17 protein-coding genes, 1 tRNA gene and 1 CRISPR repeat array are annotated in these 20,894 nt (G+C 67.2%); of the genes, 11 read left to right on the top strand and 7 right to left on the bottom strand.

Going from position 1 to position 20,894, the window contains the following annotated elements:
* Window positions 1-47 precede the first annotated feature (47 nt).
* Window positions 48-4,195: direct repeats of the CRISPR family, unit length 30 nt; unit sequence GCCTCAATCGCACCTCAGAGGCATCGAAAG.
* 124 nt (window positions 4,196-4,319) lie between these two features.
* Window positions 4,320-5,318 (top strand): hypothetical protein, encoded by a 999-nt coding sequence (locus AAFU51_12575; GenBank protein ID MEO1572094.1) that lies wholly within the window; start codon window positions 4,320-4,322, stop codon window positions 5,316-5,318.
* A 174-nt stretch (window positions 5,319-5,492) separates the two neighbouring features.
* Here the strand turns inward: AAFU51_12575 and AAFU51_12570 are convergent.
* From AAFU51_12570 to thiS, 5 genes are all read right to left on the bottom strand, one after another.
* Window positions 5,493-5,566: transfer RNA gene (locus AAFU51_12570), tRNA-Arg, on the bottom strand.
* Window positions 5,567-5,654: 88 nt separating this feature from the next.
* Window positions 5,655-6,491, bottom strand: a complete 837-nt coding sequence (gene thiD, locus AAFU51_12565) for a bifunctional hydroxymethylpyrimidine kinase/phosphomethylpyrimidine kinase (protein MEO1572093.1) — start codon at window positions 6,489-6,491, stop codon at window positions 5,655-5,657.
* Window positions 6,492-6,508: 17 nt separating this feature from the next.
* A complete protein-coding gene (locus tag AAFU51_12560; protein ID MEO1572092.1) occupies window positions 6,509-7,171 on the bottom strand; it encodes a thiamine phosphate synthase in 663 nt (220 codons plus the stop codon).
* A complete protein-coding gene (locus AAFU51_12555) occupies window positions 7,165-7,980 on the bottom strand; it encodes a thiazole synthase (protein MEO1572091.1) in 816 nt (271 codons plus the stop codon). Before AAFU51_12555 ends, AAFU51_12560 begins: the two co-directional genes overlap by 7 nt.
* A 2-nt stretch (window positions 7,981-7,982) precedes the next feature.
* Entirely contained in the window at window positions 7,983-8,210 is a 228-nt protein-coding gene (gene thiS / locus AAFU51_12550; protein MEO1572090.1) for a sulfur carrier protein ThiS, read from the bottom strand.
* A gap of 138 nt (window positions 8,211-8,348) precedes the next feature.
* Here thiS and AAFU51_12545 point away from each other — a divergent pair, with 138 nt between their 5' ends.
* Window positions 8,349-8,717: an FKBP-type peptidyl-prolyl cis-trans isomerase gene (locus tag AAFU51_12545; GenBank protein MEO1572089.1), complete on the top strand. Its 369-nt coding sequence runs from the start codon at window positions 8,349-8,351 to the stop codon at window positions 8,715-8,717.
* 35 nt (window positions 8,718-8,752) lie between these two features.
* On the opposite strand, the gene AAFU51_12540 is transcribed toward AAFU51_12545, so the two are convergent.
* Complete coding sequence (locus tag AAFU51_12540; protein ID MEO1572088.1) at window positions 8,753-9,226, bottom strand: hypothetical protein; 474 nt, start codon at window positions 9,224-9,226, stop codon at window positions 8,753-8,755.
* Between the two features lie 231 nt (window positions 9,227-9,457).
* On the opposite strand from AAFU51_12540, the gene AAFU51_12535 reads away from it, so the two are divergent.
* The 3 genes from AAFU51_12535 to AAFU51_12525 are packed head-to-tail and all read left to right on the top strand — an operon-like array spanning window position 9,458 to window position 13,177.
* A complete protein-coding gene (locus AAFU51_12535; GenBank protein MEO1572087.1) occupies window positions 9,458-10,660 on the top strand; it encodes a hypothetical protein in 1,203 nt (400 codons plus the stop codon).
* 12 nt (window positions 10,661-10,672) lie between these two features.
* Window positions 10,673-11,821 carry a caspase family protein gene (locus AAFU51_12530; GenBank protein ID MEO1572086.1) on the top strand — a complete coding sequence of 383 codons (1,149 nt, stop codon included), beginning with the start codon at window positions 10,673-10,675 and terminating at the stop codon, window positions 11,819-11,821.
* A gap of 12 nt (window positions 11,822-11,833) precedes the next feature.
* Window positions 11,834-13,177 carry a KTSC domain-containing protein gene (locus tag AAFU51_12525; GenBank protein MEO1572085.1) on the top strand — a complete coding sequence of 448 codons (1,344 nt, stop codon included), beginning with the start codon at window positions 11,834-11,836 and terminating at the stop codon, window positions 13,175-13,177.
* A gap of 95 nt (window positions 13,178-13,272) precedes the next feature.
* Here AAFU51_12525 and AAFU51_12520 read toward each other — a convergent pair whose 3' ends face one another.
* Complete coding sequence (locus tag AAFU51_12520) at window positions 13,273-14,667, bottom strand: T9SS type A sorting domain-containing protein (protein ID MEO1572084.1); 1,395 nt, start codon at window positions 14,665-14,667, stop codon at window positions 13,273-13,275.
* A 348-nt stretch (window positions 14,668-15,015) separates the two neighbouring features.
* Between AAFU51_12520 and AAFU51_12515 the strand changes: the two genes are divergently transcribed.
* The 6 genes from AAFU51_12515 to AAFU51_12490 form a co-directional block, all read left to right on the top strand.
* Window positions 15,016-15,198, top strand: a complete 183-nt coding sequence (locus tag AAFU51_12515; GenBank protein MEO1572083.1) for a hypothetical protein — start codon at window positions 15,016-15,018, stop codon at window positions 15,196-15,198.
* Between the two features lie 3 nt (window positions 15,199-15,201).
* Window positions 15,202-16,560: a DUF1302 family protein gene (locus AAFU51_12510; GenBank protein ID MEO1572082.1), complete on the top strand. Its 1,359-nt coding sequence runs from the start codon at window positions 15,202-15,204 to the stop codon at window positions 16,558-16,560.
* A 93-nt stretch (window positions 16,561-16,653) separates the two neighbouring features.
* Complete coding sequence (locus tag AAFU51_12505; GenBank protein MEO1572081.1) at window positions 16,654-17,082, top strand: thioesterase family protein; 429 nt, start codon at window positions 16,654-16,656, stop codon at window positions 17,080-17,082.
* A gap of 77 nt (window positions 17,083-17,159) precedes the next feature.
* Window positions 17,160-18,062 (top strand): carboxylating nicotinate-nucleotide diphosphorylase, encoded by a 903-nt coding sequence (gene nadC, locus AAFU51_12500; GenBank protein MEO1572080.1) that lies wholly within the window; start codon window positions 17,160-17,162, stop codon window positions 18,060-18,062.
* A gap of 151 nt (window positions 18,063-18,213) precedes the next feature.
* Window positions 18,214-19,359 carry an FIST N-terminal domain-containing protein gene (locus AAFU51_12495; protein ID MEO1572079.1) on the top strand — a complete coding sequence of 382 codons (1,146 nt, stop codon included), beginning with the start codon at window positions 18,214-18,216 and terminating at the stop codon, window positions 19,357-19,359.
* 27 nt (window positions 19,360-19,386) lie between these two features.
* On the top strand, window positions 19,387-20,894 hold a 1,508-nt coding region (locus AAFU51_12490; protein ID MEO1572078.1), incomplete at its 3' end, for a PAS domain-containing sensor histidine kinase.

Below are 20,894 nucleotides of genomic sequence, written 5' to 3'. Positions count from 1 at the left end.
GGCATCGAAAGTTTTTCCACGAGTGCCGGGTTGGATATAGACGACTTGCCTCAATCGCACCTCAGAGGCATCGAAAGCTGCATCTCGGCAAACTGTGCCTGGAGCGGAGCAAGCGCCTCAATCGCACCTCAGAGGCATCGAAAGATGTTTGCGCCGTACGCGCTGCTTGAATCGGACCTGCCTCAATCGCACCTCAGAGGCATCGAAAGGCGTCCCCACGCTCTCCGATTAGCTATCGGTGCGTGGCCTCAATCGCACCTCAGAGGCATCGAAAGCCGCCCTGAGAGCCGAGTGTCAACGCCTCGGCATCAGCCTCAATCGCACCTCAGAGGCATCGAAAGGCGATGGTCGTGAGTTCGCCGACGGGAAGCCCGCCAAGCCTCAATCGCACCTCAGAGGCATCGAAAGCCGTCCATCATGGCTTGGCGGTGCGGCACGTCGGGCGGGCCTCAATCGCACCTCAGAGGCATCGAAAGGAAAGTGCCGCGTTGAAAAGCGCCTTCGTGGCGTACGGCCTCAATCGCACCTCAGAGGCATCGAAAGTCTTTTTCCGGGTGCCAGCGAGGCGCGCAAGGATGGCCTCAATCGCACCTCAGAGGCATCGAAAGGGGGCAGCCCGCTTGCGGGGCGGGGTCCTCTCGGCGGCCTCAATCGCACCTCAGAGGCATCGAAAGCAGTGTCAACGCCTCGGCATCACGCACGGAGAGCTTGGCCTCAATCGCACCTCAGAGGCATCGAAAGATGCTCGTGAGAAACGAGGTCACAGCGGAGCGCTGAGCCTCAATCGCACCTCAGAGGCATCGAAAGTCGTAGGACTCAGAGCGCGGCACGTGGAAGCGGGGCAGCCTCAATCGCACCTCAGAGGCATCGAAAGGACACCGGCAATGGGCAGTTTCGCGGGAAGACGTTCAGCCTCAATCGCACCTCAGAGGCATCGAAAGCCCGTGCCCTCGACGCCGTAGCGGGCGGCTACACCGGCCTCAATCGCACCTCAGAGGCATCGAAAGGCGTGGCACGCTCGGCGTCGGCCCCAGCCGCCTCAGGCCTCAATCGCACCTCAGAGGCATCGAAAGTACACGCCCGAAGCGGCTCCCATCCCTGGCGACGTTGCCTCAATCGCACCTCAGAGGCATCGAAAGTAGTCATAGCCGCTGGACTCAGTGCAGCCAAGCAGGGCCTCAATCGCACCTCAGAGGCATCGAAAGGAAATCGAACTCGGTCGCCGCGCGTATAGGCGCGACGCCTCAATCGCACCTCAGAGGCATCGAAAGAAGAAGCGAGGAAGGGGCGCTGCGAAGCGTGCCTGGAAGCCTCAATCGCACCTCAGAGGCATCGAAAGACGATGCCCGGCACGCTACCGAGGTGCACCAGCATCGCCTCAATCGCACCTCAGAGGCATCGAAAGTGCGGACGCCACGGCCGCTGCTGCCTTGGCGCGTGGCCTCAATCGCACCTCAGAGGCATCGAAAGTGGGGTCCGGCACCATCGCCCGCGATGCGTTTGCCAGCCTCAATCGCACCTCAGAGGCATCGAAAGAACGCCATCACGGCGGCCATCGCCGAGGGCGCGCTCGCCTCAATCGCACCTCAGAGGCATCGAAAGAACATCATCATCTTCGACAGCATCGCCGCCGAAGGCGGCCTCAATCGCACCTCAGAGGCATCGAAAGAGGCGTTGTCGCCCGCAGCCTTGGCGAAGTTGTAGAGCCTCAATCGCACCTCAGAGGCATCGAAAGTCCATGACGGGGAGCCACATCCGATGCGTCACGCCCCGCCTCAATCGCACCTCAGAGGCATCGAAAGTTCACGACGTTCCTGTGGGACTTCACGGTGCCACTAGCCTCAATCGCACCTCAGAGGCATCGAAAGTCGACGAGGATTCTCTTCCTCCGTGGCACGAAGCGAGCCTCAATCGCACCTCAGAGGCATCGAAAGTAGTCGTCGTGTGGCACGCGCCAGATCGTGACGGGGCGCCTCAATCGCACCTCAGAGGCATCGAAAGCGCGTCGTACAGGTGGTGCTGGCGACGGCGTGGCGCTGCCTCAATCGCACCTCAGAGACATCGAAAGGTATCACGGACGGGGACCTTGGCTACGGCGGAGAAAAGCCTCAATCGCACCTCAGAGGCATCGAAAGATGTCGAAGATGCCGAGGTAGCGGTTCACGATGCGGAGCCTCAATCGCACCTCAGAGGCATCGAAAGGATGTTTTCAGGCTGGTCAGTGCGGAGCGGGGCCGGGCCTCAATCGCACCTCAGAGGCATCGAAAGTAGCGCAAGCGCACCGCCGCGTCTTGACTGCCGTGGGCCTCAATCGCACCTCAGAGGCATCGAAAGTTTCATGGCGCGGAAGGCCGGGCCTAGCCAGTCAAGCCTCAATCGCACCTCAGAGGCATCGAAAGCATCCATGCACGCGCTCGCCGCCAGCGAGGCGCGGCAGCCTCAATCGCACCTCAGAGGCATCGAAAGCAGGCCGCCGTCTGCTTGGCATCGCGCTCGAAACCCAGCCTCAATCGCACCTCAGAGGCATCGAAAGTGCCAGTCGGGCAAGTGGTCAGCGATGCGCTCGTATCGCCTCAATCGCACCTCAGAGGCATCGAAAGGCGTACCGGGACACGATCCGTAGCGCACTCGGCACGGCCTCAATCGCACCTCAGAGGCATCGAAAGGAGCGACTCAACGACCTCGCCCCGGTCATCGCCGCGGCCTCAATCGCACCTCAGAGGCATCGAAAGCAGGACCCCGGCGCGGCGGGCAAGGAGTCCGCCGCCAGCCTCAATCGCACCTCAGAGGCATCGAAAGTAGGCACGCCAGGGATGCCGCCTGCTTTCGCGGCTTGCCTCAATCGCACCTCAGAGGCATCGAAAGCTTTGCGTGCTTCGAGGTGTACGGCTGGCAGCCCGGCCTCAATCGCACCTCAGAGGCATCGAAAGCATGAACAGCCTAGTTCTCTCCATCGACCCCGGCTCGCCTCAATCGCACCTCAGAGGCATCGAAAGCTGCCACTGTGCATCCTGCCTCGGACGCACGGCGAGGGCCTCAATCGCACCTCAGAGGCATCGAAAGACGACGCCCGCAGGTCGAACGTCCCGCCGCCGCCGGGCCTCAATCGCACCTCAGAGGCATCGAAAGCAGACGTAGCCGAGTTCGCGCCCTTCGTGGACCCGAGCCTCAATCGCACCTCAGAGGCATCGAAAGTATCACGGACGCCGACCACACCGGCGCGGCGGACGCGCCTCAATCGCACCTCAGAGGCATCGAAAGGAGGGCGTCCGTCCACAGCGACAGCAGGGAGCCCCAGGCCTCAATCGCACCTCAGAGGCATCGAAAGGCGTCATCCCTTATCGCAAGCGCGCCCGCTCTTCGTGCCTCAATCGCACCTCAGAGGCATCGAAAGAGGAGCGCGGTGCGCCCGCCTACCGCCTCACGCGCAAGCCTCAATCGCACCTCAGAGGCATCGAAAGCGCGCTGAAACTGCGTGATCGGGTTGCCGAGGCTGTGCCTCAATCGCACCTCAGAGGCATCGAAAGGTCGTCTGTGTGGACGTGATCGAGCGCGGGTACGAAGGCCTCAATCGCACCTCAGAGGCATCGAAAGTCCATCCACTCTTCGGTGTTTTCGGGCAGACACGTCAGGCCTCAATCGCACCTCAGAGGCATCGAAAGTTGACCCCGCGCCTATCGTGTTCAACGTCACGCAGGGGCCTCAATCGCACCTCAGAGGCATCGAAAGTGCCCGCAGGCGAGACGGCGCAGGTCAACGCCGCGAAGCCTCAATCGCACCTCAGAGGCATCGAAAGCAGGTTCGCCCGGTCCAAGTCCGTGAGCGTGATCCCGCCTCAATCGCACCTCAGAGGCATCGAAAGATTTACGACGGCGTGCTTGGCGCAGGGCAGGCCGGAGGCCTCAATCGCACCTCAGAGGCATCGAAAGTCTGCCAGGCCTGCGGGAAGCGCATCCTCTGGGTGGCCTCAATCGCACCTCAGAGGCATCGAAAGGGGGCAGCTGTCAAGGCTGTTGACGCTTGCGTAGCGGGCCTCAATCGCACCTCAGAGGCATCGAAAGATGAAGATGGTGCAGCAGGTGTACGGGCACTCGTCGAGCCTCAATCGCACCTCAGAGGCATCGAAAGGGATGAGGAGCAGCGTGGCGGCTTGCATGACGATCGAGCCTCAATCGCACCTCAGAGGCATCGAACGGGGGCGTAGGACATGTGCGTGCCGGTTCGGGTCCCAGCGCGAGCGGCCAGGCGTGGCCGTATCCCCACGATCGTCGTGCCATCTTGCTCGCCCTTCAGCCCCTGCACCGACCGCCAGCATGGCCATGTTCCGCACCGTCCAACCTGTCGTCTGGGCCTTCGACTGTGAGTGGGTGCCCGACGCCGAGGCTGGCCGCCGCTTGCTCGGTCTTCCTCCCGATTGCCCAGAGTGCGACGTGTTCGCTGCCCTGTGGGCCGATGCTGGAGCGACGGAAGCCGATCCACGCCCCTTCCTCAAGACGTACGCGAGCCGCCTGGTCTCCGTCGCCGTGGTAGAGCGGCGTGAGCAGCAGCACGGGCAGGTTGCGCTCTGTCTCCGCTCGATGACAGCGGGGACGACACGCACGGAGGCCGACGTGCTCCGTGCCTTCTTCGGAGGGCTTGCAAAGCGGCAGCCGCAGTTGGTCGGGTTCAACTCACGCGGATCCGACCTTCCTATTCTCGTGCAACGCGGAGTCGTGCTCGGCGTGCCCGCCCCGGGCCTCTGCGCTTGCCCAGCGCGTCCGTGGGACGGCCCCGATTACTTCTGGGGACGCTCCGAGTGGCACCTCGACCTCATGGCGGTTCTTGGCGGGCGCGGGGCCGCCTGCCCCTCGCTCAAGGCGCTAGCCCTGCTCTCGGGCCTACCAGCGAAGGCCAACCTCGACGGCGGCCGCGTTGCCGACACCTGGCTGGCGGGTGACTACGAGTCCATCAGGATGTGCAACGAGACCGATGCCGTGACGATGTACTTGCTGTGGCTCCGGGCGGCCTTTTTTGCGGGGCACTTCGACGCAGAGGCGTACGCCAGGGAGGAAGCGCGGGTCGAGGTGCTACTGGAGCGGCAGGCCGAGGCGGGCGCGGTCCATCTCGCAGACTTCCTGGATCGTTGGCGCGTCCTTGACCCCGTCGGAAAAGCAACACCAACCGTTGCCGAAGCCGATGCGTCCCAGCCGCCCGCCGTCCTATGTCGAGCCCTGCCGGACCCGTCACCGTCGAGTACCCCGCATGCGGAAAGCTGTAGGAGGACGGGTGGCGTCCGTCGGTCAACCTCGCCCTCGACGGCTTCGACCAAGCCTACGTAGAGGCCTGTGCCGCGGCGAGGTGCCCAACCTGCGGGCGCACCGTCCAGTTCGCGGTGTTGGTTGCCGAGGACCGCGTACTCAGGGCACCGTAAGCGGGCGTTGGGGAACCGCCGAGCCGGAAGGGCCGAAATGCGAGACGCCGCCCCCCTGGATAGGAGGCGGCGTCCTCTAAGGCGTGCCCGGGAGGATTCGAACCCCCGACCTTCTGATCCGTAGTCAGACGCTCTATCCAGCTGAGCTACGGGCACGTCGCGGCGCACGGCGATGCGTGCGACACAGGACGACAAATATAGAACGCGGCGGTCAGGCTCCCCAAGTGAAGACTCGGCAGAGCAGCTAGGCGGCCTGGATGGCTCGCTCCGGATCGAGGTGCCAGAAGTGATGCACAGGGCCATGGCCGTGGCCCAGAGGCAGCGCCTGGCGGATCGCCTGGGTGAGGTAGGCCTTCGCGCGCCCCACCGCCGTCGCGAGATCAAACCCTCGCGCCAGGCCTGCGGCAATAGCGCTCGCATAGGTGCAGCCCGTGCCGTGCGTGTTCGGCGTGTCGATGCGCGGGCTCCGGAAAAAGGCGAACGTAGTCCCGTCGTACAGCACATCCACGGCGTCTGCCTCCCCGTCGAGGTGGCCGCCTTTCACGAGCACGGCCCGGGCCCCCATCGCGTGGATGGCAGCCGCGGCCGCCTGGGCCTCGTCGAGCGTGCGGATCGTCTGTCCCGTGAGTGCCTCGGCTTCGTGGACGTTGGGCGTGGCGAGCCGCGCCAAGGGCAGCATCCGCGCCTTGACGGCCTCGACGGCGTCCGGCTTCAGCAGCGCAAACCCGCTCTTCGAGATCATCACCGGATCGACCACGACTGGCCCCAACCCATGCCGCTCGATCCCATCCGCCACGGCGTCGATGAGCACGCGGGAGGAGAGCATCCCGGTCTTGACGGCGTGGACCTGGAAGTCGCCCGCCACGGCGTCGATCTGTGCCTGGACGAGGTCGGCCGGGAGGTCGAGCGCGGCGGTGACGGCCTGCGAGTTTTGCGCGGTGATGGCCGTGACGACGCTCATGCCGAAAGCGCCGTGCGCGTGCATCGCCTTGAGGTCGGCCTGGAGGCCCGCGCCGCCGCCGGAGTCGCTGCCGGCGATGGTGAGGGCGACGGGGTGCGTCGAGGCGTGGGGGACAGACACGGGCGTGTGGGGTGAGGTCAGGCGACGAGGGAGGCGTAGGCGTGGGCTGCCGCGGCCGGGTCGGCGGCGTGCAGGATGCCCGACAGGACCACGACGCCGTGCGCCCCGGCGTCGAGGCAGGCGGGCACGGTGGCGGGCGTGACGCCTCCGAGCGCGACGACGGGCACGGCGACCGCCTCGCAGACGGTACGGAGCGCGTCGAGCCCTGCGCCCGGATGGCCGGGCTTGCTGGCCGTGGGGAAGATCGGACTGAAGAAGACGTAGGCGGCCCCGTCGGCCTGCGCCTGCTGGGCCTCGTCGAGACTGTGCGCGGAGTAGCCGACCGTGGCGTCCGGTAGCATGGCGCGCGCGTCTACCACCGCCGGCCCGCGCGTCCCTATGTGCACATCGAGGTCTAGCGCATGCGCGACATCGACACGGGTGTTCACGCTGAGGCGCACATCGGGCCAGACCGCGCGCAGGCGCTCCGTGAGTTGCCGCGCCGCGGATGCGAACGCGCTCGGAGAGGCCGCATGATCGCGCAGATGGACCCAACGGACACCGCCGCGCACCGCCTCGACCGCCGCGTGGGCGTAGGAGGGCTCCGTGAATCGGTCGGCGATCAGCGCCAGACGTGGGAGGTTGGCGCCGGGCTTGCCCTTCTGTCGCCCTGCGGCTTCACGCTCGTGCTTCACTACCACGCCGTGTCCACCGCGATGCGCCCGTCTTCGGGGCTCGACGCCTGCGCGTAGAGGCGGCGCGGGATGCGCCCGGCCCGGTAGGCGAGCCGTCCGGCCTCGGTGGCAAGGCGAAAGGCGTGCGCCATCTGCACGGGGTGCTGCGCCTGGGCGATGGCGGTGTTGAGCAGGATACCATCGTAGCCGAGTTCCATCGCGCGGGCCGCGTCGGAGGCGGTGCCGAGGCCCGCGTCCACGATCAGCGGCGTGTCGGGGAGGACCTCGCGGATGATGCGCAGCGCGTACGGGTTGACGACGCCCATCCCGCTGCCGATCGGGGCCGCGAGCGGCATCACGGCGGCGCAGCCGAGGTCGGCCAGCTTGCGCGCAGTGATCGGGTCGTCGCCGCAGTAGGCCCACACCTCGAAGCCGTCGCCCACGAGCGTCTCGGCGGCGCGGAGCGTCTGCACGGCGTCCGGGTAGAGCGTCTCGTCGTCGCCGATGACCTCGAGCTTGACGCGGTTCGTCTCCAGCGCCTCGCGGGCGAGTTGGGCGGTGAGGACGGCCTCGCGCGCGGTGTAGCACCCGGCGGTGTTGGGCAGCAGGGCGAGGCCGCGCTGGCGCAGGTGGCCGAGCAGGCTCTCGCCGTCGGTGCTGCCGAGATCGACGCGCCGGATCGAGACGGTGGCGAGTTCGGTGCCGGAGGCGTCGAGGGCATCGAGCACCGTCTGGAGGCTCGGGTAGCGGCTCGTGCCGACGAGGACCCGCGAGGTGAGCGTCGTGCTGCCGACCACGAGGGCGTCTCCCCCGTGCGGGTTCTGGGGTGCTTGCATCGTCAGCCTCCGGCGGTGGCGGTGATGACCTCGACGCGAGCGCCGCCCTCGACCGGCGTCTCGGCCCACAGGCTGCGGCGCACGATCGCATCGCCCAGCGCCACGGCCACGCCGCGCGCCTCCGCGCCCACGCCTAGGTGGTCGAGCAGGTCCGCGACGGTCAGGCCAGCGGGCACCGTGCGCGCCTCGCCGTTGACGGTGATCAGGATGGTGGTGAGCGTGTCGGACATGACAGCAGGCGCGTGGATCATGGATAGCCGGTTGTGAACGAAACGAGTTGGCAAACGATCCGGTGCACCCATTCTCCCTAGACGAGCCCGGCCGTCGGCGCGATCTTTCGGCTGCACCACCACTCAGCACTGTCTGCCATGCGCCGCCTCCTACTCGTCCTGCCCCTCCTCCTGCTCACGCTTCCCGCCTGCGACTCCAGCGAGTCCGACGATGTGGAGATCACGATCGCAGCCGCGAACAGCTTCGTCGTCGTGTCCTATGTGGGGAGCCTGGAGGACGGCACCGTCTTCGACCAGAGCAACAGCGCCGCGTTCGAGTTGGCACGCACCATTCCCGGCTTCCGCGACGGCGTGGTCGGCATGGAAGTCGGCGAGACGAAGACCATCGTCGTGCCCCCCGAGCAAGGCTATGGCGCCAACCCCGTGCTGGACAGCCAGAACAACGTCCTCATCCCGGCCAACTCGACGCTGACATTCGTCGTGACGCTCCTCGACATCATCGAGTAGCGCCCGCCATCGCGCAGGGACCGCAGCACGCTCGCTCAGAGCCGCTGCTCAGGCGTGCTCCGGGCCCGCACGGTGCTGCCCACGACGAGCGCCGCCGCGATGATGACCAGGTTCTTGACGATGTACTGCCCCTCCATCGTGAGGCCGAACGGGAACGCGGTGAAGCAGACCTCGGGCAGCAGTACGAGCGGCAGGAACGTGCCCGGCATCTGAAGCGCGAGCAGGAACAGCGCGCCGCGCACCAACGGCCGCCACAGCAGCCCGACGCCGATCAGCACCTCCCACACGCCGAGGATGGGGAAGAAGACGTCGGGGTTGACCCAATAGACGGTCGCTTTGACGAGGTCCTCGGCAGGGCTGAGGCCCTCGACCAGCTTGAGCCCGCCGAACCAGATAAACACGAGCGCGGCGGCGATGCGCAGCGCCGCGATGCCGACGTGGCCCAGCAGGGCGGAGAGGCGCCGGTCGAATCGGTCGAGTGCGGGATACCGGGCGAGGAGCGCGTGCATGGCACTGGGCAAACTGATGAGACAGCGGAATCTGGTAGGACAACCGACGCTTGCACGTACGCAATCGCGAGCGCTGGGATAGGCGCGTGAGCCGTCTTCACACGATCCGGTCTCCCTGTCCGCGCGCCGTTCATGCGGGGCCGTGGCTGCCCAGCGCCCTTTGATCTTCCGGCGACACGTTATGTACTTTTGTCAAAGCGCTTTACTCATCCAACCTTGTCCGTGCCTGCCATGCCCATTGTCTTCGTCCACGGCGTCAACGTCCGTGAAAGCGCCGCCTACAAGGCTGGCACACTCACCACGGAGGCGTTTTTCCACAAGCACCTGGCGGGTGCCGTCATCGACGGAAACGCCCTGCCCACCGAGCCATCGGTGTGGTTCCCCTACTGGGGCGACCTCGCGACCACGTTTGCCTGGAACATGGCCTCGCTTCCGCAGGGCGAGATGCAGGCGCTCGGGTCGGCCGGCGACCTCACGCTAGAACCGCTCGCGGCCCACATCCGCGATGCGCTCGATGGACCGATTGGGGACGAGCCGCTCGTGCAGTTGGCGAAGGAAGACTTTGGTGCGGCCGTCGACCTGCTGGTCTTCCTGGCGCTTGAGCGCACCGAGGAAGGCGACGAGGCCGCCACGGCGGCGTTCGTGCTTGAGGCCTCCACCTATGCCGATGCCCACCCCGCCCCCGACTGGGTAGCCGCTCTGGAGACGGACAGCCAGTTTCTGAGCAAGCTCCAGCGCGAGCTCGGCACCAGCGACGGCATCCAGTCGATGGGGGGCCTCGGCGGCCTCTTCAGGAAGATCCGGCGCGGGTCGTCTCGGCTGAAGGCGGCGGTGCTCAAGCTCGCCGAGCGGCTGACGGACAACGCCGGGGACCTTCTCTCCACGAAGCTGCTTGCGGCCTCACGGACCTCGCTCAACGCCACGCTTGGGCGCTTCTTCGGCGATGTCTTCGTCTACCTGCACGAGCGCGGCGATGCGCAGCACCCCGGCGCGATCCCGAAGCGCATCCTCGCGACCTTCGCCGAGGCCCGCGCGGCAAGCCCTGCCGACGAGCCCCTCATCGTTGTGGGCCACAGCCTCGGCGGCGTTGTCACCTTTGATCTCCTGAGCCACTTCCGCCCGGATCTGCAGGTGGACCTCTTCGTCTCGGTCGGCTCGCAGGTCGCGCACTTCGAGGAGATGAAGCGCTTCCGCTCCAGCGACAAACGCATCAGGCACCCCGACAAGGCGCCGCGCCCAGACAACATCCGGCGCTGGATCAACATCTACGACGAGGTCGATGTCTTCGCCTACGCAGCCGAGCGGGTGTTCGACGGAGTGGACATAGACGCGCGCTACGACACCGGCACCTACGTGATCAAGGCGCACGGGGCCTACTTCAAGCAAAACCGCTTCTACACGCGCCTGCGTGCTCGCATCGACGAACTCGCCTAAACGCCTGCTGCCATGAGCCTCTACTGGTCCGCCGACGACGGGCTTGCTGCTAACCCTGCTGGCGACGCCGCGTCGCCTCCTGGGCGACTGCACGCGCTCGTGATCGGCGTCGGCACCTACGACCATCTTGAGGACGGCACTGGTACGCTGGCCCCGATCCTCACCGACCTGAGCCAACTCACCACCAGCCGCCTCTCGGCGATCCGCATCGCGCAGTGGCTCGTGGAGAGCTACACGAACCCCGAGTGCCCGCTTGGCTCGGTCGAGCTGCTGCTCTCCGACGCGGGTGACGTGGCACGCCCCGACGGCACGATGGTCGCCGCCGAGAAGGCCACCATGGCCGCGATCAAGGCCGCCGCGTTGCGCTGGGATACGCGGTGCGGCACGGCCAAAGAGAACACGAGCTTCTTCTACTTCGCAGGACACGGGGTCAATGCCGCGGGGTACAAGCAACTGCTGCTCCCTGCCGACTTCGGAACCCACAAACGCACGCTCTGGGACAACTGCATCCACTTTGAGGGGCTGCGCACCGGCATGCGTGCCAACGCGGCCGACACGCAGCTCTTCTTCATTGACGCCTGCAACGAACTCCACCTCGACCTCGCGGAATCGCTCGACGTTGACGGTGACAGCCTGCTCTCGGGCGCGAGGACCTACGACACCGTCACGTCGGCGGGGACCTATCGCGCGGCCAGCCTCGGGCAGACGGCCTACGGTCCGGACGACGACATCACGTTTTTCGCCCAGGCCCTGCTGGAGACCCTCGACGGGGTAGACGCCCACGCCCCCAAAGGGCGGCCTCTCCACGACAACTACTCGCTCGGTCGGCCGCTCAGCATGATCATGGAGGACCTGGGCCGGATCCATCGCCGGCCTCTGCGTCCTGCGCCCCACCCCGATGGCGCACGCGCCGTCTTCCACTACCCTGCCTCGATCCTCGTGCGCACCTCGGTGACGTGCGCCTCGCTGGCGGCGAGTCAGGCCGCGGCCTTCGCCTGGGAACGGGACGGGGTGCTCCACGAGTCGCCTGCGGGCGAGCCGCGCCCCTGGACCCACCTCCTGCCCCGCGGCCCCTGGACCATCCGCGCTCGCCTGGCCGACGGGCAGGTCAAGGAGGACCAGACCGAGCTCTCGCCACCCACCACGCACATCACCTTCTGAGCCCCCATGGCCATGAGCGAGAAGCTACGCCTGACCTTCGCCAACGACATGCCACCCGCGTCGGTGTCGGTCCTCACGCCCGACTACCGCACCGTAGCGCAGGTGTGGCTCGGCCCCGGCGAGACGCGCGAGGTCGAGGCGCCCTCGACCGATGCCCTCGTGCAGGTACGCATGCCCTCGGGCGAGACGGCGACGCTCCACGACCCCGCGCAACACGACCTCTACATCAGCCGTGCCGCCCTCGCCTCGCCTCCTCCGCGCTCACTGACCGATGTAGCGGAAAGCCTACCCCGATCGGCGCATCCTCAGGAGATAGGCACGTGGCGCGCCCTTGAGTCGTCAGCGTCCCCCTTCCGCTTGACGACCGAGGCGCCCTCCAGCGACACGGATCTCCACGTCGCACTCACCCCGGAGGGCACGCTGGAGCAGGCCGAGCGCAGCCCCGGCGGCGAAGGGATGCTCTTCACGTACCACGGCAACGCCGACGCCTGCGACCTCACCGTCACCCGGGGCACGGACCCACCCACCACGCTCCGCGTCCGCCTCCCCGGCTCGCTCACCCACCTCGCCGTCAGCCTCCACGGGACGGACGCCAAGGCAACCCTGCGCCTCCGCGCGGCGACACGGCACGATGTGGCCGACACCCTGGGCGCCTACCTCGTGCGAGGTGACCTGCATGCGGCGGAGACCATGACGGGCTGGGTGGAGCGGGCCGAGCAGATGCTCTTCGACAAGCGCCGCGACCCCAGCGCGGCCACGATGGGCGCCTACCTCCTGCTCCGGCTTCGCCGCTTCGACCTCATGCGCACCTGGACGCGCAACCTGGCCGATGGCTGGCCCGGCCTCGCCGATGGCAGCGTCCTCTGGGCGTGGCAACTCATCCACAGCCAACAGACCCCAGACGAGGCCGCGCGATACCTGCTGCAAGCCGCCCACTGCGACGACCTCCCCGTTTTCACCGAGGGCCTCCGCCTCCTCTTCGACGGGCTGCGGCTGCTCGGAGACGAGGGCAAGGCCGCGCTCAAGCAGCTCGCGCGCCGCGCGGGGACCGTCGTCTGGACCTCTCCGTTTACCGCCTCCCTGCCCCAGGGCCCGCTCGCCCCCCGTCTCGCCATCGACGCTGGGTATATGACCGAGCGCCTCCCCGTCGACTCGTCCGCGCTGGACGCCGTGGGCTATGACGACACCACAGGCACGCTCGAAGTCACCTTCGACGACGGCAGCGCCTACGCCTACTACGACGTGCCGCCCGCGCTCTTCGACGCGCTCCTAAACGCTGGATCCAAAGGGGCCTACTTCAACGAGCACATCAAGCCCGTCGGGTTCGAGTACCGTCGGCTGGCCGACAAGAACTGACCCTGCACAGGCTCGCCCTCCAACGCCCCAGGCCTACCGCGCGTGGCCAGCGGCGACCGGATTCGCAGCGCACGGTTCGTCCCAGCAGGCGAGTCCTACTGCTTCGCGACGAGGAGCGTCGTGAGGACGCCATCGCGGGTGCGGAGACGGACGAGGTAGGTGCCCGCAGCACGACCTGCGAGCGGCACAGCGTATTCCTCGGTGCCGGGCTGCACGACCCGATCCGATGCGTAGAGTTGGCGCCCGAGCACGTCGTAGACCTCGACGGTGACGCGCGCGCCCTGCTCGTGCTGGAGCACCAGCGTGGCGTCGCCTGCGGTCGGGTTGGGGTAGACGCTCGCCAGCGACGGGTCGCCTGGCAGCACGGTCGCCTCAGGGCAGGGGCGCGTGCTGCAGTAGTCGGCGAACCACGCGGTCATCTCGCTCGCGGGCACGGGGTCCTGCATCCACGCGATGAGGCCGTCCATCGTGATCGCCCACACGTCGGGCTGCGCGAGGGTAGCTTCGAGGACGCGGCGCACTTCGTCCTGGCGCGCGGCGTCGGTGATGGTCGAGGCGTGGAGGTAGACGTTGAACGGCGCGCGGTTGCCGTCGTACCGCGTGCGGAAGTTGGCGGCGTAGAGGTCGCGGAGGCGGTCGCCACTGATCGGGTAGACGCCGCCGAGCGGGGTGCCGATGTCGAACGCGCCGTAGTAGACGGCCGAGTCGGCGGCGAGCCCGGCGGGGTCGGCGAACATCCAGGCGGGAATGGTCCAGAGCCCCGGCAGCGGCTCGTCGGGGCAGTCGTTGGCGAGGAAGAAGCCGCAGGCCACGCCCGCGCCATAGTCGAGCGTGTGCGGCCAGACGTAGGCGGCGGGGTCGGTGGAGACGGGCGGCTCGCCGAACGGTGCGATGGCAGCGTAGGGGTGTTCCAGGAGCGACGCCTCGTAGCGGAAGCCTAGCCCGTCCACGGTGCGGAAGAGCGCCGGGTTGGTGCGCAGAAACGGCGCCCGGAAGCCGGTCATGGCGCTCGACGGGAGACCGGCCTCGTCGATGAGAAAGCGTTGCTGCGCCTCGATGGCTGCGGTCCAATCGTCGTCGGAGAGCGTCTCGTCGGTGTCGTGGCGCTCGGTGTGGTTGGCGATCTCGTGCCCAGCGAGGTAGAGCTCGCGCACGAGCGCGGCGTCCGTGCTGTCGGTGTTCGACGTGGGGCAGTTGGTGCGGCTGACGAAGTAGGTGCGCAGCAGGTCCCGGCCGTCGGGATTCGTGAGGCCGTCGACGATGGGCCGGAGGCGCGCCTCGGTGGACGGCAGCACGCAGTCGTCGAAGGTGAGCAGGACGAACTGCGGCGTCTCGGCCGGCGCGAGGCCCCCCGGCGGCGCGGTGCTTGCGCAGTGGCACGCCGGCAGCATGCACGTCGCGGGGCACTCGTACTGCGCCCACGCCACGTCGGCGACGGGCGCGACAGCCAACGCGAGGACGGCGGCGAAGGAAAGCGAACGGAGCAGCATGGCGAGGCAGGGTTCCGTGTGGGTATCGCCTGCGGAACGGTACAGCTTAACGAGGCGCCAGGGGCGACTCCAGGAACCGGAAGGTGTCCGTTGGGAATGGGTACGTGTTGCGTATTGCGTGTTGATCTCCGGCCGGTGCGCCAGGCACACGCCTTACGACCAGCTACGACAACGGATCAGCATCACAGAGCATGGCCGCAGTTGTGGCCACGTTGCCGTCCCGTAGTTTTCGGCTCTCGACGTGAGAATGGAGTGGCCGCGCGTATGCGTTCCGTGCGATGTGTAGCTCCTCGCTCCAGCGCCTGCCCGGTGTTCACTTCTCACTTCTGCCTTCTCACTTCGCCCCCCATGTCTGACCGCCGCCTGCTCCGCCTCGCCGTCTGGTGCAACCTGGTCGCCGCTGTGTGCTCGCTCGGCATCGCGCTGCTCGACTATAGCGACGGGCGCCAGAACCTCCCCGCGCTGGCGCTCGCGGTGCTCTTTGGCGGCTTCGGGCTCTTTCTCCGCCGCCTTGCCCAGCAGGCGAGCTAGGTGATGGGTCGCACGTTGCTCGTCGCCCTCCTTCTCCTGAGCGTGCTCCCGGCGCGCGCGCAGCTTGCCGACCTGCGCCCGGAGGGACGCGTCGAGCTGTACTCGGCGACCCGCGTAGGGGGCGATGCCGACTACCTCGCCCTCCGTAGCCGCGCCCGCGTCGGCCTCACAGCCAGCTACGACCGCGGCGAGTTGTACGTCGAGAGCGAGTGGACCTACGACGTACTCACCGACGCCGTGCGCGTGGACTTGCGCCGCGCCTACCTCGACGTGTTCTTCGACGCCGTTGACCTCCGGCTCGGGCGGCAGGAACTCATCTGGGGCCAGGCCGACGGCGCGTTCGTGACGGACGTGCTGATGCCGCTCGACCTCTCGGAATTCCTCGCGCAGGACATCGAGGACGTGCGATTGGGCGTGGTGGCCGCCCGCGCAACGGCCTACGTCGGCGATGCCACCCTGGACGCGGTGTGGATTCCGCGGACGCCGGCGAGCGTGCTGCCAGCGCCTGGCTCGCCGTGGTATCCACTCCCCGAGTCGGTGCTGGGCATCCCTGTGGCGATCGGCGAGGCTGACCGCCCCGCCCCCACGCTCAGCAACAGCGAGGTCGCGGCACGGCTGACGTGGCAGGGGCTTCCCCGCACCGATGTGGCACTCATCGGCCTCTATGCGGCAAACCGCTTGCCAACGTTCCGCAAGCAGCTCACGTTCGACCTCGCGCGTCTCTTCAGCAGCACGCCCTTCGACCTCGCGTTCACGGCCACGCCTGCCTACGAGCGCCGCGCGCTGGCCGGGCTGACCTTCGAGACGACGCTCGCCGACCCCGTCGTGCTGCGCGGCGAGGTCGCGTTCGAGTTCGGCGCGCTCGTCGACGAGGCGCTTCCGGCGGACTCGGCGGCGCTGGTGCAGGGCCTCCAAGACGGGACATTGCAGGCGTCCATTGGGCAAGGCTTTCTGACGGAGCGCTCGGGGATGCAGGCCACGCTCGTGGCAGAGCGCGCGTTCGGCAGCCAGACGGCGCGGCTTCAGGGCCTCGTCCGCCACGTCTTCGACCACGACGAGCGCCTGGCCGTGGGGGCCTGGGAGGGCGCCGCGACTGCAATCTGGGTGGGCCGCTTCCGCCGCGACCTGCTCACGCTGCGCCTCTTCGCCACCGTCGAGACGACGGGCAGCTACTGGCTCAACCCCCAGCTTGACTATGCCCTGCGCGACGCACTCACGCTGCGCCTCGGCGGCCAGGTCTTCGGCGGCCCGCAACCCGACGACGCCACCGCGCTAGCTGGCCTCCGCAGCGCCCAGCGCCTCTCCTTTGCCACCTACGACGCCAACGACCTCGTCTTCCTCCAGGCGATCTACGGGTTTTAGATTTTTGATGTACGTTTTTGATTTTAAATATCACATGTCAGATCACAAAAATACTTAGCCCTCAAATCTAGAATCGTCAATCCAGAATCCCATATGGTTTATCTCTATCACCACCGCGTCCGCTACCGGGAGTGTGACCCGATGGGCGTCGTCTACCACGCGCACTACCTCGACTACTTCGAGGCGGCGCGCACCGAGGCGCTGCGGTCGTGGGGCGTGCCCTACCGACGCCTCGAAGCAACCGGCGTCATCATGCCTGTCGTCGACGTGCAGCTACGCTACCACCGCCCCGGGCGCTACGACGACCTCCTCGCCATTGAGACGGCCTTCCCAGAGCCGCCCGGCGTGCGCGTACCCATCGACTACACCGTCCGCCGCGAACTTGCCAACGGCACCATAGAGGAGGCGCCGCTCGTGACCGGCCGCGTCACGCTCTGCTTCGTCGACCCGCAGCGCAATCGCCCCATCACAGCCCCGCCGATGATCCGCGACGCGTTTGCCCGGTTGACAATGGACAATTGACCGTTGCGTGACTGGGCACCTCAAACCAAGCAAGCATGGAACATTTAAATAGTCGACTCCAAAACCCAAAATCCTCCATGTCCTTCACCGCTTCCATCGATCTCGACAGCCTGATCGCGCGTGCCCTCGCTGAGGACGTGGCCTCGGGCGACGTAACCACGCTCGCCACCATCCCCGCCGACCGGCAGGCCACGGCCACGTTCCTCGTCAAAGACGACGGCGTGCTGGCGGGCTGCCGCGTCGCCGAGCGCGTGTTCGACGCGGTGGACCCGGCGCTCGCGGTGGCATGGGCGGCGCACGACGGCGACCGCGTTGTGGCAGGCACCCGGGCAGGCGAGGTGACGGGCGCGGCACGGTCGATCCTGACAGCGGAGCGGCTCGCGCTGAACCTGATGCAGCGCATGAGCGGCATCGCCACAGCCACCCGGCAGATGGTAGACGCCGCGCGGACGACCAACCCGACGGTCGAGATCCTCGACACGCGCAAGACGGCGCCGGGCCTACGCCTGCTGGACAAAGAAGCGGTTCGGCTGGGCGGCGGCACTAACCACCGCGTCGGTCTCTACGACATGGTGCTCATCAAGGACAACCACATCGAGGCCGCTGGCGGTTTGGCGGAGGCGCTGCGCGCGGCGCACGCCTACCTGCACGCGCAGGCCCTCGACCTAGAGGTCGAAGTGGAAGTACGCACACTCGATGAGGTAGACGCGCTCGTCGCCCTCATCGACGGTGGGCTACGCGTGGACCGGGCCTTGCTCGACAACCTCGTTGTGCGGCACGACGACGGGTCGTTTGACACAACGCGTCTCGCCAAGGCCGTGCAGCGCATGGCCGGAAGCACCCACACCGAAGCCTCGGGGAATGTTACGCTCGACTCGGTTGCCCAGATCGCTGCGACGGGCGTGACACATATCTCAAGTGGAGCCCTTACTCATTCCGTCAGGGCGCTAGACGTGTCGCTCAAGGTCGGTTTACGATAGCTGAGACACGCACCGACCCGAAGGTCGGCATCATAGCCGATCTCTTTCTGTTGCCTGCAGCATGTAGGCGTCAGGAACGACGCTACCGGGAACACTTCTTGGTAACGGGCCTAAGGCTTCGCTGCTGCACCCTGTTTCCTTTAGCGTCCGCATGGACCTCGACCAAGCTCACTACACAGTAACCGGCGACTGGCTCTCGCACCGCGACGACGGCGTGGGGGCCGACGCGCACCTGGTGTTGGCCTTCGGCACGCGCGAGCGGATCGACCGTGCCCTCTACGACCTGCTGAGCGGGCGCTATCCACAGGCCCACGTTGCGCTGTGCTCCACGGCGGGCAACATTCTGGGGACGCACGTGAGCGACCCACGCGTCTCGGTGACCGCCGTCCGGTTCTCCGCTACGCCGGTGCAGGCCGTCCAGGTCACCCTCACAGAGGCAGGCGATGCCTACAACGCAGGACGCGCCCTCGCTGAACGATTGGCCGCCCACGCAACCACCGACGCGCCGCTGGTCCACGTACTCGTCCTGTCTGACGGACAGGTCGTCAATGCGACCCGCCTCGTGGCTGGGTTCAACCATGCGCTCCCCGCTCGCACCACCCTCTCCGGTGGCTTGGCTGGAGACGGGGACCGGTTCGAGGAGACGCTCGTGGGCCTCAACGCGTGTCCAGCTTCCGGCGTGGTCGCGGCGCTGGGCTTCTACGGCACCGCACTGCACGTAGGCTGCGGCTCGGCGGGGGGCTGGGCACCCTTCGGGCCGTCGCGCCGCGTCACTCGCGCTGAAGGAACGAACCTCTTCGAATTGGACGGGACCTCGGCGCTCGAACTCTACCGCCGCTACCTCGGCCCCTTCGCCGGAGCGCTGCCGGGCGCCGCGCTCCGCTTCCCGCTCGAACTCACCGACGGGGACGCCGAGCCCGTCGTACGCACGATTCTCCACATCAACGACGCCGCCGGCACGATGACGTTCGCGGGCAGCATCCCCGAGGGCGTCAACGTCCGCCTCATGCGCGCCTCCTACGAGAACCTGGTTGACGGTGCGGTCGACGCGGCGGAAGAGACCAGAAGGACTCCGAATGAAGCTGACTTCGCCCTCTGCATTTCGTGCGTTGGTCGCCGCATCGTGCTCGGCCAGCGCATCGAAGACGAGACGGAGGGCGTGCGTGCCCTCCTCGGGGACAACGTGGCGCTGGCGGGCTTCTATTCCTACGGAGAACTCGCCCCGAGCCGCACCGGCGGGGCCTGCGCGCTCCACAACCAGACCATGACGATCACGACGTTTGCAGAGCAGGGCTGAGTGCCCTGCCTACCGTTCCGGAGCCCCATGCACCGCCTTCTCGCCCGCCAGATTCGCACGCATCTCAGCAGCCCCCCGCCGCCAGACATGGAGGCGCTGATTGCGGCCATCGAGGCAACCTACATCCAGCACGACGAGGACCGCGCCCTGCTACAGCGCTCGGTGGCCCTCTCCTCCGACGAACTCGTCAACGCCAACACAGCACTCAAGACCCGCGCCGACGAGCACGCGCGCGCGGTGGCCACCCTGAAGGAGACGGTGCAGGCCTTGGGATTCTGCCCGGGGGCATCGCCCGACCAGGACACGCAAGCCGAGACCTTGCTCGGAGTCGCGGACTTGCTCGCACAGCAGGTCCGCCTCCGCAACGAGATCGAGCAGCAACTCAGCGCGCGCGAGACACGCCTCCGGATGCTCATGCGGTCCGCCAGCGACGCCATCCTGGTCGTCGACGGCCGCACGGGGATGGTGATCGACGCCAACGAGGCGGCGTCGCGCCTCCTCGGCTACCCGATCGATACGATCCTGACCTTGCATCACACGGCGGTTCATCCCGCCGCTCACCGGGAAGCCTATGCGGACGGCCTCCGTCGTACCGTCGCCGAGAAGGAGGTCTACAGCCAGGGTGAGGTGTGGGTCCTCCACCGCGACGGACGCGAGATCCCCGTCGATGTCACGAGCACCGTCCAAGAGGTGGACGGCGTCGTGCTGGTCCAGGGCATCTTCCGCGATGCTACACAGCGCCGCCAGCACGAGACGATGCTCACCGAGGCCCGCGACGACGCTGAGGCCGCAAGCCGCCTCAAGAGCAGCCTGCTGGCCAACATGAGCCACGAGCTTCGCACGCCGCTGACAGCCATCATCGGGTTCGCAGAGGTCGTGTCCGAGGCGCTCGCCGACCGAGGCGACGCGGACCTGAGGGAATACATCCACCTCATCAGCCAGGGAGGCGAGCGGCTGCTCAACACCCTCAACTCCGTCCTTGAATTTGCCCGCCTAGAGGCCGGCCGCGACCCGCTCCAGCCGGAGCCGTTCGACCTGCATACCCGCCTGCACTCCATCGTGGCGTTCTTCTCCCAGCAGGCGACCGAGAAGGGCCTCGCGATCCGGTTCGAATCGTCCACGCCTGCCCCCTGCCCCGTCGTGCTCGATCCGAGCGGCTTGGAGCGCGCGGTCATCAACCTGGTCTCGAACGCCATCAAGTTCACCCAGCGCGGCGAGGTGCGCCTCGACCTCGCGGCCGAGAAGGAGCGTGTGCAGATCACGGTCCACGACACCGGTATCGGCATCAGCCCGGCATTTATGGAGCGGCTGTTCGAAGAGTTCGAGCAGGAGTCGGCGGGGATGTCGCGGCGGCACGAGGGCTCGGGGTTGGGCCTCGCGATCACAAAGCGCCTGGTCGAGATGATGGGCGGCGCCATCGCTGTCGGGAGTGAACCAGGCGTCGGCACCTGGTTCAAGCTCGATCTCCCTCGCGTTCTGACGCGCCCAGAGCCGGCCACAGACCTCGGGTACCTTCGGCCGGTATCGCCTGCCGA

The organism is Bacteroidota bacterium (assembly GCA_039821555.1).
Lineage (GTDB): Bacteria > Bacteroidota > Rhodothermia > Rhodothermales > Rubricoccaceae > JBCBEX01.
The sequence above is the reverse complement of the archived record's forward strand: the minus strand, read 5'-3'. Positions and strand labels throughout refer to the sequence as shown.